Origin of the sequence: Sulfurimonas sp. ST-25 (assembly GCF_048079205.1) — a bacterium.
Classification (GTDB): domain Bacteria; phylum Campylobacterota; class Campylobacteria; order Campylobacterales; family Sulfurimonadaceae; genus Thiomicrolovo; species Thiomicrolovo sulfuroxydans.
In genome coordinates, this window is record NZ_CP182225.1 from 1,978,729 (window position 1) to 1,991,704 (window position 12,976).

Consider the following 12,976-nt stretch of genomic DNA (forward strand, 5'->3'; position numbering starts at 1 on the left):
GAAGTCTTAATCAATACTTTATTCTAACATTTCGCGGATTTATTTGAGCACAAAGCGGATCGGGACTTGCAGTGACAGCGCGTGCTTCGGGTGCGGCAAACGGCCCGAAAGCGACGTAATCGTACGGATGGCGGCCCGGTCCAGAATGGCGCGGGCATGCCGCGTGACCGAGACATCATGGACCGTGCCGTCCGTTTCAACCCTGAAGCTGGCGATGACCTCCCCTTCGATATGGCGTTTGCGCGCCATCCGCGGGTAATAGAGGTGGCGCTGCAGCAGCTGCGCAATGATCGCCAGGTGTTCATTCATGTAACTCTCGCTGCTCTGCTGCGCAGCACTATCCGCTGCTCCGGTCTGCGCTGCAGCGGGCGCTTCGGCCGTGCTTTCTCCTTCGGCCGCCGCGACAGGCTCGGCTTCCTCCATCACTTCCGCCGGGGTATCGGGCACTGTCTCTGCAATGACCGGTGCCGGTTCCACCTCCGGCTCTGCTTCGACGACCGGTACCGGTTTGACCGCGGGGGCTTTCATGACGACTGCAGGCTTGACGACCTCCCTGCGCTTTACAACCTTCTCCGGCTCTCTCTTCCGAACTGGGGCAGACTTTGCAGCAGCTGGCGCCGGCGACACTGCCTGCTCACTCTTCTTCGGTGGCAGTGTCGGCGCCACCCGTGAGAGCGAAAGACAGTAGTGCGGGGCCTCCGCCGAAACCGACAGCGGAATTTTCGGCAGTACGACGATCAGCAACAGAATACCGATCATCAGGTGCAGCGACAGTGAAACCAGAAATGCCTGCGGGGAACGTGCCATGCCGTATCCTAACCGAAAAGTATTACAGAAGTATTAATCTGCTTCTGCTATGATTGCGCGATGTACGAGAGACTGAAACGCCTGATACGGCCCGAACAAAAGAACTCAGAACCGCTGACGACCGACCTGCATTCCCACCTTGTTCCCGGCATCGACGACGGGGCCAAAGACCTTGAAACATCGCTGAGCCTCGTGCGTTCCCTCTACGACCTGGGGTATCGCCGCCTGATCACGACCCCGCATATCATGATGCACCGCTTTCCCAACTCCCGCGACACGATCCTGCGAGGGCTGGACACGCTCCGCACTGCAGTCGATGCCGAAGGTATCCCCGTGAGCATCGACGCGGCCTCCGAGTACTATGTCGATGAACACTTCCGTGAACTGATCGACAAAGAGGAGCTGCTCACCTTCGGCGAGAATGAAGTGCTTTTCGAGCTCTCCTATGTGATCCCCCCCATCGACCTGGAGACCATCGTTTTCGAGCTCCAGAGCCACGGTTACCAGCCCGTGCTCGCCCACCCCGAGCGCTATCTCTATATGCACAAAGATGAAGAGGCCTACGCCCGCCTCAAGGAGAAGGGCGTCCGCTTCCAGGTCAATATCAACTCCCTGGGAGGATACTACTCCAAACCGGTACAGAAAGCCGCCCGCCGTCTGATGGACAACGGGTGGATCAGCTACCTGGGATCCGACACGCACCACCGGCGCCATATCGACGCCCTGACCAAAACACTGCATGCCGACGTTGTCGCCAAGGTGCAGCGCAACAATACCCTCCGCAACAACACCCTCTAGAGGGCGCGTTTACGTATAGTACTTGTCGCCGCCGTACTTGTAGCCGTAGCCGTAGCCGTAACCGTAGTTTTTCTCAATATCTACGCCGTTGAAGATGATACCGACATGATCAATCTTGTGCTCCTGCACCAGACGGTCCAGCCCCCGGACAAACTCTTTTTTCGAATAGCCGAAGCGTGTCACCAGCAAAGACACATCCGCCTGGTGCATCAGGATCGCCGCATCCGTCACGAGGCCGACCGGTGGGGTATCCAAGATGATGTAATCGTAGCGTTCGCGCAGCGTCTCCATCATCTCTTTGGCATAGTCGGACATAATCAGCTCCGACGGGTTGGGCGGGACCGGACCGGCGGCAATCACGTCCACACCATCCTGCTCGGAGTGCTGAATAATTTCATCCAGGTTATGACGGTGACTCAGCAGGGTGCTTAGCCCTTTGTCGTTCCTTAGATCGAAATATTCGCTCAGTTTCGCCCGGCGCATATCGAGATCGAGCACGACGACTTTTTTCCCGCTCTTTGCATAGATCGCCGCCAGGTTCGCGGAGACCGTCGTCTTCCCCTCCCCCGAAACGGTCGAGGTAACGACGACCGTTTTGTGTGCACTGTCACTGCGCATAAACTCCAAATTGGTACGCAGGGCCCGGAACGCTTCGTAAAAGATCGAATTGAACTTCTTCCCCTTGACCGTCGGGATCATTCCGTATACAGGGATACTCGTCAGACGTTGAATGTCCTCCTGGCTTTTGACCGTGTTGTCAAGGAATTCACGCACGAAGGCGTAGAAAATTCCGAGGATAAAGCCGAGAATCAGCCCGACCATTGCAATAAGCGCGCGCTTCGGTTTGACCTGTTCATCCGATTTCGGCAGCAGGGCCGAATCGATGATCCGTGTTTTGGAGACCGTCGAAGAGCGCAGGATCGCCGTTTCGGCCCGTTTTTCCAGCAAGAAGCTGTAGATCTTCTCATTGACCATCGTTGTCCGGGTCAGGTTGACGAGTTTCTGCTCCTGTCCGGGCAGCGCTTCGAGCGACCGCTTGTAATCATTAACAATCTTGGTCAAGGCATCTTTTTGCTGCTGGATCACCTTCAAAGAGCTGTCGATGGTGAAGAGGATCGATTTGCGCATTGAACTGATGGACTCGGAGAGCTTAATGACATCGGGGTGCAGCTCCGTATATTCGACCAAGAGGGTTTTGCGCTGTACCATTTTCTCTTTGAGGTCCGAGATCATCGCCACAAGGTCCTGATTGGCAAAGCCAGCCGATCCCAGTGCAATTCCTGAGATATCCGCATTGTTCAGCATATACTGCTGCAAGTTGGAGAGAACGCTCTCCTGAATATCGAGTTCCTGGAGTTTGCTTTCGTATTCGCTCAATTTATCCGTCGTGATCGATGCTTTTTGCGAAATATCGACAACGATGTTACTCTGCTTGAAACGCTCCAGATTCTTTTGCGATGATTGCAGCGCTTTGTTGATGGCATTGAGCTGGTCGTCGATGAAAGCGAGGGTATGGTCCGCCTCGGCCGTTTTGCTTTCAATCTCCTGATCGAGGTAAGCCCGCGTCACCGCATTGGCGATCTCCTGGGCACGCAGCGGGACGTTATCCTCATACGAAATGATCATGATCGAGCCCATTTTGGATGCCAGGGATGTCGTCAGGTTCTCCTGGAGCATTTCCCACATCTCTTGGTTCGGCGTGACACTGAAGCTGTATTCATCTTCTGTCAGCTCCGTAATACGGTTCACCTTGAGTTTAAACCACGGCGACGTGATCATCTCGCCGTATCGATGCGTCCCCTCATAAACGACAGGCGCATGCTCCGGTGGCGGCAAGAGACCGATTTCACGCAGAATCACCCGAGGGTTGAGCATCGATGGTGGATCGATTTTCAGTTCGAAACGATCCTGATCTATCGGAATCAGCTTGATTCGGACCCCGTAGGCGTCCTCATCGATAAAGGTTGTCGTGACGATAAAAGGCGCATTTTTGTAAAGCTCAGATTCACGGAAATGCTTGACCGTAAAGTACCGGGTGCCGATATCAAGGTAACCCAGCGCTTTTTGCAGCAAAAAACGCGATTTGATCACTAGCTGTTCATTATCGAGGTTAACGCCGCTTATCCCAAAGGCCTGCGACATAATATCCATATTGCCCAACCCATTGCCGAACTTGTTGCTCTCTTCCTGGACCTCGATCATCGTGTTGACCCGGTAGACATTTGGCGTAATATAGGCGAAAACGGCCGCCACAAATGCGATAACGACCGTAAACGTCATAACCGCAATTTTGCGGCGCCAGATTGTTGCGAAAAGCGCTTTCAGATCGATTTCATCTTCTTCAATAGTTGTCATGTTGTCCTGTGCCATATTACTTCCCAAGATTCTTATCAAGATAGACGATGTTGACGAACGGCTGCAGCATGGCCGCAAGGAGCTGGAACGGCGGTGCAATCTCTTTAAAGGCCATGTTGTAGCCTTTCATCGCTCTTGGCTGTACATAAACGATATCGTTGGGTTTGAGGAAAAGGCTTGTCAGACGGATCGCCGACATCTCCGTAAGGTTAACAACACGCACGTCCGGTGAACGCAGATCCCCGCGAATGATCTTAATATTGGTCCTATCGGCATAATCAGTCAGGTCATGGGAGCGGGCCAGGGCCTCGACAAGGTTCATCATCCCGTTCGTCACTGACACGACACCCGGATCTTTGACCTCACCCAGCACGAAGATACGCTGGTTCATGATCTCGACAGTCACATAGGGGTTGCGCAGGTACTTCTGATACTGCGTAATCAGGAAACTGGCCGCCTGATCCTCCGTCATCCCCGTGATCTTCTGCCGGCCGATCAGGGGAAGACGGATCGTCCCCTCCTGGGTTACCAGGAGCCCCAAAGTTTCATCCCTGCCAGCATACATAGCGGAGCTGGCTCCCCCCCGGCTACTGACCATCGAGGTCATCTGCCGCGAATCTGCCGAAGACTGGTTGTAGACCATCACCGACACCCGGTCATTGGGCGCAATAATGTTCTCGTACACCATTTCGTCGTGGTACTCCTTCGCTGAAATCGCCGTCGTTTCATCGGAAATATTTTCGTCCTGAAAAAGGCGGTACTCCTTCATCGAACAGCCGCTGAACACAAACAGCGAAAAAAGTGTCAAAATCGTAAACAGTCGCAGGGACATGGGAACTCCAGATCGTTCTTAGAATGCGAGGGGATTATAGTCTATAGATGGTAACAACAAGCTAAACAGAGGAAAACTATGGTTAACAATTGATGAAGAAAACGCCGCAGGGGCGTCTATTTTAGTGGCAGCCGCAGCCTGTGCCGCAGCTTTCGCCGCTGCTCTGCTCACTCTGCTGCGGGGCCGCAGCCGTCGAGCAGGCGGAGACACCCGGAGGAGTGTTCGGCTGGATAGCGTTATTGTCGACACCGCCCTCTTCGTTGATCTTTTCGATCTGCGCCCAGATATCCTCGGCCGCTTTCATATAACGTTTCGCCGTTTCGGATTCCGGCTTGGCGTAGGTGACCGGTTTGCCTTCGTCACCGCCGATGCGGACCGCCGGCTCGATCGGGATCTCGGCGAGGATATGCGTACCGAACTCCTTCGCGAGAGGTGCTGTGGTACCTTTGCCGAAGATGTCGTATTCGACACCCGTATCCGGCGCAATGAAACCGCTCATGTTCTCGACGATACCGCCGATGGGGATATGCAGTTTCTTGAACATGTCGAGTGAACGGCGTGAATCGTCCAGGGAGACCGTCTGCGGTGTCGTGACCGTCACACCGAGGGTGACGGGAACGCTCTGCGCCAGGGTGAGCTGCGCGTCACCCGTTCCCGGAGGCATGTCGATGACGAGACAGTCCAGTTCGGACCAGAGGATGTCGCGCAGGAACTGCTCGATCGCCTTCATGATCATCGCACCGCGCCAGATCAGTGACTGCCCCTCTTCCATCAAAGAGCCCATGGACATCATTTCGATCCCGTACGCTTTGATCGGCAGGACCTTGTTGCCTTCGATCTCCGGTTTCATATCCTCGACGCCGAGCATACGCGGGACGTTCGGGCCGTAGATGTCCGCATCGAGCAGACCGACCTTCTTGCCCTGCATCGCCAGCGCGATCGCCAGGTTGACGGAGCTGGTCGATTTACCGACGCCGCCCTTACCGGAGCTGACCATAATGAAGTTCTTCACCTGCGGCGCGATATTTTTGCCCTTTGAGGAGCTTTCGCGCGGCATCTTCGGTGCAGCGATGTTAACGGTGACATTGGCCGCGCCGGCACGTTTAAGCTCCGCCGTTGCCTCGTCAGTGATCTGCTGTGCGACTTCCGGCGCGCTGGAGGTGATGTCGACCGTGACGGCAACGTCGCTGCCGCTGACACTGATCTCTTTGACGAATCCGAAGGTCACGATATCTTTCGTAAAGCCCGGGTACGTCACGTTAGACAATGCCGATTTTACAATTTCTTCTGTCATAACTGTTTCCTTTTAAAGTTTAATGCTGTGCCGCCGCCGCTTCTCTGGCGATGGCTTCGATAGCTTCTGGGTTATCCATAATGTTCTGTGTAATCTTGTATGAACAGAACTTCGGCCCGCACATGGAGCAGAACTCCGCCTCTTTGAAGACGTCCTGCGGCAGGGTCTCGTCGTGGTACTCACGGGCCCGTTCGGAGTCGAGTGCCAGTTCGAACTGCTTTTCCCAGTCGAAGGTGTAGCGTGCATCGCTCATCTCGTCGTCGATATCGCGCGCCCCTTTGCGGCCGCGGGCGATGTCCGCCGCATGCGCCGCGATCTTGTAGGCGATGATCCCTTCGCGGACATCTTCCGCGTTCGGAAGCCCCAGGTGCTCCTTCGGTGTAACGTAACAGAGCATGGACGCTCCGTGCCAGCCGCCGACGGCCGCACCGATCGCGGAGGAGATATGGTCGTATCCCGCCGCAATGTCGGTCACAAGCGGCCCGAGAATATAGAATGGCGCCTCGTGGCAGAGCTCACGCTGCAGCTTCATGTTACGCTCGATCTGGTTGAGCGGCACATGCCCCGGTCCCTCGATCATCACCTGGACGTTTTTCTCCCAGGCACGCAGTGTCAGTTCGCCCAGGACTTTCAGTTCGCCCAGCTGGGCATCGTCGCTGGCATCCGCAAGACAGCCCGGACGCAGCGAGTCGCCCAGGGAGAGGGAGACGTCGTGGCGTGCACAGATGTCAAGGATCTCGTCGAACGCCGTGTAAAACGGGTTCTCGCGGTGGTAGTGCATCATCCATGCCGCCATCAGTGAACCGCCGCGGCTGACGATCCCCATTTTGCGCTTGGCAACCTTCGGCATCGTCTCGAGCAGGAAGCCAGCATGGATCGTGAAGTAGCTCACTCCCTGCTGCGCCTGGCGTTCGAGCACCTCGAGCATCTTCTCGATGGTAAGGTCCTCGATCTTGTTGTTGACGTCGTGCAGGATCTGGTAGATCGGCACGGTCCCGATCGGGATCTTGGAGTTCTCGATAACCGCTTTGCGGATCTCGTCGAGGTCCCCGCCGGTGGAGAGGTCCATCGCCGTATCCGCTTTATAATGTTGGGAAACCTGAACCTTCTCGATCTCGCCCTGGACATCCGAGGCGATCGCCGAAGAGCCAATATTCGCATTGATCTTGCAGGTCGCAGCGATCCCAATGGCCATCGGCTCAAGGTTCGTGTGGTTGACGTTGGCCGGGATGATCAGGCGGCCGCGGGCGACCTCGGAACGTACCAGCTCCGGCGACAGATCCTCGATTTTGGCGACGTACTCCATCTCTTCGGTGATAATGCCCTGCTTGGCATAATACATCTGCGTACGGACTTGATCGTTTTTACGTTTCTCTACCCATGAGGTTCTCATAGCGAACTCCTGTAGCAATTCTTTGGCGTAATATAGTCACCGCCGATAAAAAGGCCTACGGCATATCGAACGAGCGACAATCTTTCAAAATAAATTAAGAGAAATTTACTCCGAATTGCAGCAATCTTATTTGTGGAATCATACATTATCCGGTGCGATTTTCCGCTTGCATCGCTAGGCTGAAAAGAAAAAGTATTACGATTCTACACAAGGCGCACAAAAGCTTTGGACCTGTATAATTTCGTAACATTTTTCCGTAAAGAGGATAATTTTTGTCTGATTTAACGCTTATCCTGCTTGCTGCCGGAGATTCGCGCCGTTTCCAATGCGGCGTGAAAAAACAGTGGCTCCGTATCGGCGATGAACCATTGTGGCAATTTGTTACCAATCGTTTCATCCGCAGCAAACAATTTGCAGAAGTGATCATCACCGCGCACCCCGAAGAAGCCGCCTATATGCGCCTGCACGGAAACTACCATGTGGTCAGCGGCGGCAGCGACCGGCAGAGCTCCCTCGGCAATGCATTGGCCGCAGTCAAGACGCCCTACGTCATGGTGACGGACGTCGCCCGCGGCTGCATCGATGCGGCGCTCATTGCCCGGCTGATCGCGGAGCGTGACAAAGCAGATTGCATCGTGCCGGCCCTTGGCGTACATGATACCGTCACCTTCCACGGCGAGACGATCGACCGCGGCGCACTGCTGCGTATCCAGACGCCCCAACTCTCCAAGACGGACGTGCTCAAAGCCGCCCTGGCTACCAATGAAACCTACACGGACGAAAGCAGCGCTATCGTTGCCGCCGGCGGCAGCCGCCACTTCGTTGAGGGGGACGAGGCCGCCAGAAAGCTGACGACGCTGGCCGACCTGCGGGCAATGGCGTGCTTCGAAGGACCGGCGGCGACCGTGCTCACCGGCAACGGCCTGGATGTCCACGCCTTCGATACCGAAGGGAGCATGGTCCTCGGCGGCGTCGCCATCGACCATCCCGTCGGCTTCAAGGCCCACAGCGACGGCGACGTCGCCATCCATGCCCTGATCGACGCCCTGCTCGGCGCCGCGGGTATGGGGGACATCGGGATGCTTTTCCCCGATACTGACGACACCTACAAAGGAATCGATTCCGCCGAGCTGCTCGAGACGGTCGTCATGCGCTTAAAGCGCTACGGCTTCGGCATCGTCAATGCCGACATCACAATAGCGGCACAGACACCGCGTCTCTCACCTTATAAAGAGGCCATGCGGCAGCGGCTCGGCACCCTGCTCGGTCTGCCGCCCGTACGGGTCGGCGTCAAGGCGACGACGACGGAAAAACTCGGCTTCGTCGGCCGGAAAGAGGGGGTCGCCGTGATCGCCACCGCAACGATAAACTATATGGATTGGACACAGTTATGAGAGTATTGATTATTGAGAATGAGATCTATTTGGCACAGAGTATCGCCAGCAAACTGGGAGAACTGGGCTATCAATGCGATATCAGCAGTTCCATACAGGACGCTTTCAAAGGGGTCGCCTACGACGTCGTGCTGCTCTCGACCAATATCAGCGGCCAGGACATCTACCCCGTCATCGAGGCGTTCCGCGACGCCGTCGTCATTCTGATGGTATCATATATCAGCAACGACACCGTCACCAAGCCTCTGGCCGCCGGGGCGAAAGACTATATCCTCAAGCCCTTCATGATCGAGGAGCTGATCCGCAAAATCGAGCATTTCCAGGAGTTCAACCGCCTCAAACTGGCTAACGAGACCTATAAGCGCTACCTCGACCAGCACTTCAAAGGCGTCAAGATCACCCAGGACCTCGACAACGTCACTCCGCCGGTCTTCATCGCCTCGAACTTCCAGAAATACGCCGACCGTTTCGCCTTCGATTACGCAAAAACCAACGGCCGGGAGCTGGTCTACATCAGTCTGGAGAACGGCAACGCCTTTAACGACATCTCCAAAGCCCCCGCCGCAGCACTGCTCTATATCACCGACTTCCAGTCGCTGAAAAAAGCCGACCGCAAACCCTTCCTCGAACTTATCAACACGCGCAACGTCATCGTCTCCAGCACCGACTCCGTCGATCTCGAAGGCGTACAGGTGATTGAGATAAAAAGTGACAGCACCGTCTTCGAACAGGGCGATATCCTCCCGATCGAGGACTATGTTAAATATATCGTGTTAAATTATCAGCATAAATTCCCTGATACGGAACTCTCCAAAAAACTGGGAATCTCGCGTAAAAGCCTCTGGGAGAAGCGTAAAAAGTATGGCATCATCAAGAAAAAATAACGCCCTCTTTCTCGACCAGGAAGCCCTGTCCGCCCTCAGCATCCTGAAAGCGGGCATGCTTTCGCCGGTCACGGAACTGATGAACGAAGCGCAGATGAAAGAGGTCCTCTCAACGGGCCGTTTCAATGACACGACCTTCCCCTTCCCTTTCATTCTCGCCCCCGCCGGCAGTACGAACGAAAAAATCCTTGCAAGCGCCAAGCCCGATGAGACACTGGACCTGATCGTCGACGGTGAACGCTCCGGGACGCTGGTGGTTGGGGATGTCTTCGAAATCGACCCCAATGAGCGCGTCCGCCATATCTACGGGACGGACAATCCCTCGCATCCGGGCGTCAGTTCTACCCTGAAGCGGCTGGGCAGACTGGCCGTCAGCGGAGCGCTGTCTCTGGAAAACGACCCGGTCGCGCCGATCCTGCAGAACATCGAAGAGGCCAAACAACGTATCGGCGCCAAGCATACAACGGCCATCATGATGGCGGCCAATCCCCTGCACCGTGCCCATGAGCGTCTTATCCGGCAGACACTGGACAGTACCGACCTCGTCGTCATCTTCCTACTCAAACCCTACAACCAGGCTGACCTCAGTTATGAGATCCGGGAGCAGGCGCTCACCTACTTCGTCGAGAACTATCTCCCCCGGAACCGCGTCGTCATCATCCCGCTGGAGTACAGCTACATCTTCGCCGGCTATAACGAGGTGATCATCGACGCCATCGTCGCCAAGAATTTCGGCTGCGACCGCCTGATGATCGGCCAGAACCACGCCGGGGTCGGCATGTACTACGACCACAACAGCAACCAGTCCGTCAAAGACCGCATGCACGGTATCGACATCGAGGTCGCCATCGCCCGCGAATACGTCTACTGCAACGAGTGCAAGACGCTGGTCAGTACCCAGACCTGCCCGCACGGCAACCACCACCACATCTCCTATCACGCCGACTCCATTCTGGAGCTCGTCAAGACGGGCCTCATGCCGCCGGCGGTGCTGATGCGCAAGGAGATCTCCGCGATCCTGCTCTGCCGCCTCTTCCCGGGCCGCATCAAGAATATCGAGAAGCTCTACTACGACATCATGCCGGTCAACGGTCTGCTCGAAGAGCACACCGACCGCGACTTCTACATCAAACTGATGGAACTCTACCAGACGACGTCGCTGACCTAAGACGGTATTGAAAGGACACTATTTGAAACTCAACTGGATGTTTCTGACCGTCGGCTACAGCGGTCTCTCCCCCAAAGCCCCCGGCACAGTAGGCACCCTGGTCTCTTTGCCTGTAGGCATGGCTATTCTGCTCTTCCTAGGCCCGCAGACCCTCTTCCTGGCGACGATCCTCATCACGTTGATCGCCGTCAAAACCATCGATGCCCATGAACGTGCAGGCAACCCCCATGACGACCAGCGCATCGTCATCGACGAACTGGCGGGAATGTGGCTGGCCCTCGCTATTGCGCCGGGGATGATGATCGCCCCCGAAGCCCTCGGTACATGGGAGAACGGCTTTGTCATCCAGAGCCTGCTCGGCTTCGCATTTTTCCGACTGTATGATATCAAGAAACCGTCGATGATCGGCCGTATCGACCGTGAGGCAAAAGGGGGAATCGGGGTCATGGGCGACGACCTGCTCGCCGGCGTGCTCGCGGGGATCTCCACGGCGCTCGTCTGGCAGCTCGTCCTCAAAGCGGTAGCGGCGTTCGCCGCCTAGAAGAACTCCATCAGCAGGTGGGGTGACCACTCCGGGATATAGATCCCCGCATCTTCATAATATGCCATGTGGTGCGCAAAGGCGCTTGAGGCCAGTGCACCGGCAATTCCGAACGCAATCATCAGCTTTTTCATACTGTTTCCTTTGAATAAAATCAGCGAAATGATAGGGAAACTGTGTGAGCAGAGTGCGAGCGGCCGGGGCCGTTCAGGAAGGGTTCGGCGCCAGGGCTTCCGCAATGAGTTCGATGGGGTTTTTAAAGACCGTTTCCGCCTCGGCCTGGTGCAGGGAGTTGTTGATCTGCATCCGGCAGGCCGAGCACTCCGCGGAGACGACCTGGGCGCCGCTGGCTTTGATCATCGCCGCTTTTGGCTTGCCCGCCGCTTCGGCGAAGTGGTACTTCTCCGTCTGCATCGTCACCCCGCCGAAACCGCAGCAGGCGTTCGGGTCGCTCATCTCTTTGATGGCGTAGCTCTGGCCGATCAGTTTGCGCGGCTCCTGGTAAACCCCCTGCATTTTGCGGGCATGGCAGGGGTCGTGGTAGGTGACGGTGAGATCGCGCCGTCCCCTGGAAGCGAGCAGTTCGGAGAGGTGCGTCTTCTGCTCCAGCCACTCCGTCGCCATAAAGACCTTGTGTTTGAGCTTCTGTGCCCTCGCTTTCCACTCAGGCTGGTCGTGGAAGAAGTGCTCGTAGTCGATCTTGATCATCGCCGAACAGGTCGCTTCGGGGATGATGATCGCCTCGACCTCGTCGATGAAGCTCTCGAAGTACTCGATGTTCTTCTTCGCATTGTGGTCGACGGTCGCGAAATCCCCCGTGAAATAGGCGGGCGCCCCACAACAGAGCTGTTTTTTGGGGATGAACGCGTCGATCTCCAGCACTTCGAGGATCTCCATCAGCGATTTGCCGATGCCGGTGTAGTTGTAGTTGGCCAGACAGCCGATGAAGATGGCGACTTTGCGCTTGCCGCCATTGTCCGTCATCTCAGGGTAGGAGTTCAGGAAAGACTTTTTGCCCATGGAGGGCAGCAGGCGTTCTTTCTTGATGAGAGGCAGGGAGAAGCGCGGCTGCATGGAGGAGGTCTGTTCTTTGATCTTGAACCCGCAGGTCTGGAAAGCGTACCCGGACTTCATGAAGAAATCCATCAGGCGGCGGTGGCGCAACAGGAAGAAGAAGGCCTTCTTGAACCAGGCGATGCCGAACTTGTCGGCGATGTCGGCGCGCACCTGCTCGATGACCATATCGGTGGGCAGGGATTTGGGACAGACGTCGGTACAGTTGGTACAGAGGAAGCAACTCTCGAAGATATCCTTGGCCGTCTTGTCCAGCTCCAGCTGGCCGCGCTCGTAGGCGCCGAGCAGGTCGATGAAACCGCGGGGGCTCGTGACCTCGTCCGCGTTGACGTTGTGGATCGTACAGACGGGGATACACTTCCCGCACTTGATGCACGCATCAGAGGTGGCCGTAAAATTGAAAATCTCTTCCGTATACCGTTTAGTCATGGCGCAA

The 12,976-nt window shown here is 56.1% G+C and carries 12 protein-coding genes; 5 read left to right on the forward strand and 7 right to left on the reverse strand.

From position 1 onward, the window contains the following. Positions 1-39: 39 nt before the first annotated feature. Positions 40-807, reverse strand: a complete 768-nt coding sequence (locus ACM66T_RS10360) for an energy transducer TonB (RefSeq protein ID WP_231018910.1) — start codon at positions 805-807, stop codon at positions 40-42. A 60-nt stretch (positions 808-867) separates the two neighbouring features. On the opposite strand from ACM66T_RS10360, the gene ACM66T_RS10365 reads away from it, so the two are divergent. Then, on the forward strand, positions 868-1,605 hold the full coding sequence (locus ACM66T_RS10365; protein WP_231018911.1) for a tyrosine-protein phosphatase: 738 nt from the start codon (positions 868-870) through the stop codon (positions 1,603-1,605). 9 nt (positions 1,606-1,614) lie between these two features. Here the strand turns inward: ACM66T_RS10365 and ACM66T_RS10370 are convergent, their stop codons facing one another. The 4 genes from ACM66T_RS10370 to thiC form a co-directional block, all read right to left on the reverse strand. Beyond that, the gene (locus ACM66T_RS10370; protein WP_231018912.1) at positions 1,615-3,960 is read right to left on the reverse strand and encodes a GumC family protein; all 2,346 of its coding nucleotides are present in this window, start codon (positions 3,958-3,960) and stop codon (positions 1,615-1,617) included. A gap of 16 nt (positions 3,961-3,976) precedes the next feature. After that, positions 3,977-4,792, reverse strand: coding sequence for a polysaccharide biosynthesis/export family protein (locus ACM66T_RS10375; protein WP_231018913.1), 816 nt, complete (start codon positions 4,790-4,792; stop codon positions 3,977-3,979). 121 nt (positions 4,793-4,913) lie between these two features. Next, positions 4,914-6,086 (reverse strand): Mrp/NBP35 family ATP-binding protein, encoded by a 1,173-nt coding sequence (locus ACM66T_RS10380; RefSeq protein ID WP_231018914.1) that lies wholly within the window; start codon positions 6,084-6,086, stop codon positions 4,914-4,916. A 19-nt stretch (positions 6,087-6,105) separates the two neighbouring features. Then, positions 6,106-7,479, reverse strand: a complete 1,374-nt coding sequence (thiC, locus tag ACM66T_RS10385) for a phosphomethylpyrimidine synthase ThiC (protein ID WP_416768538.1) — start codon at positions 7,477-7,479, stop codon at positions 6,106-6,108. Between the two features lie 272 nt (positions 7,480-7,751). Here thiC and ACM66T_RS10390 point away from each other — a divergent pair, with 272 nt between their 5' ends. The 4 genes from ACM66T_RS10390 to ACM66T_RS10405 are packed head-to-tail and all read left to right on the forward strand — an operon-like array spanning position 7,752 to position 11,466. Then, positions 7,752-8,873: a bifunctional 2-C-methyl-D-erythritol 4-phosphate cytidylyltransferase/2-C-methyl-D-erythritol 2,4-cyclodiphosphate synthase gene (locus ACM66T_RS10390; RefSeq protein WP_231018916.1), complete on the forward strand. Its 1,122-nt coding sequence runs from the start codon at positions 7,752-7,754 to the stop codon at positions 8,871-8,873. Continuing rightward, positions 8,870-9,757, forward strand: coding sequence for a response regulator (locus ACM66T_RS10395; protein ID WP_231018917.1), 888 nt, complete (start codon positions 8,870-8,872; stop codon positions 9,755-9,757). The genes ACM66T_RS10390 and ACM66T_RS10395 overlap by 4 nt, the downstream gene beginning before the upstream one ends. Next, positions 9,735-10,925, forward strand: coding sequence for a sulfate adenylyltransferase (locus ACM66T_RS10400; RefSeq protein WP_231018919.1), 1,191 nt, complete (start codon positions 9,735-9,737; stop codon positions 10,923-10,925). The genes ACM66T_RS10395 and ACM66T_RS10400 overlap by 23 nt, the downstream gene beginning before the upstream one ends. Positions 10,926-10,947: 22 nt before the next feature. Further along, positions 10,948-11,466 carry a phosphatidylglycerophosphatase A gene (locus ACM66T_RS10405; protein ID WP_416768539.1) on the forward strand — a complete coding sequence of 173 codons (519 nt, stop codon included), beginning with the start codon at positions 10,948-10,950 and terminating at the stop codon, positions 11,464-11,466. Here ACM66T_RS10405 and ACM66T_RS10410 read toward each other — a convergent pair. Next, entirely contained in the window at positions 11,463-11,600 is a 138-nt protein-coding gene (locus tag ACM66T_RS10410; protein ID WP_231018920.1) for a hypothetical protein, read from the reverse strand. The genes ACM66T_RS10405 and ACM66T_RS10410 overlap by 4 nt on opposite strands. 73 nt (positions 11,601-11,673) lie before the next feature. Next, positions 11,674-12,969: a (Fe-S)-binding protein gene (locus tag ACM66T_RS10415; protein WP_231018921.1), complete on the reverse strand. Its 1,296-nt coding sequence runs from the start codon at positions 12,967-12,969 to the stop codon at positions 11,674-11,676. Positions 12,970-12,976 lie beyond the last annotated feature (7 nt).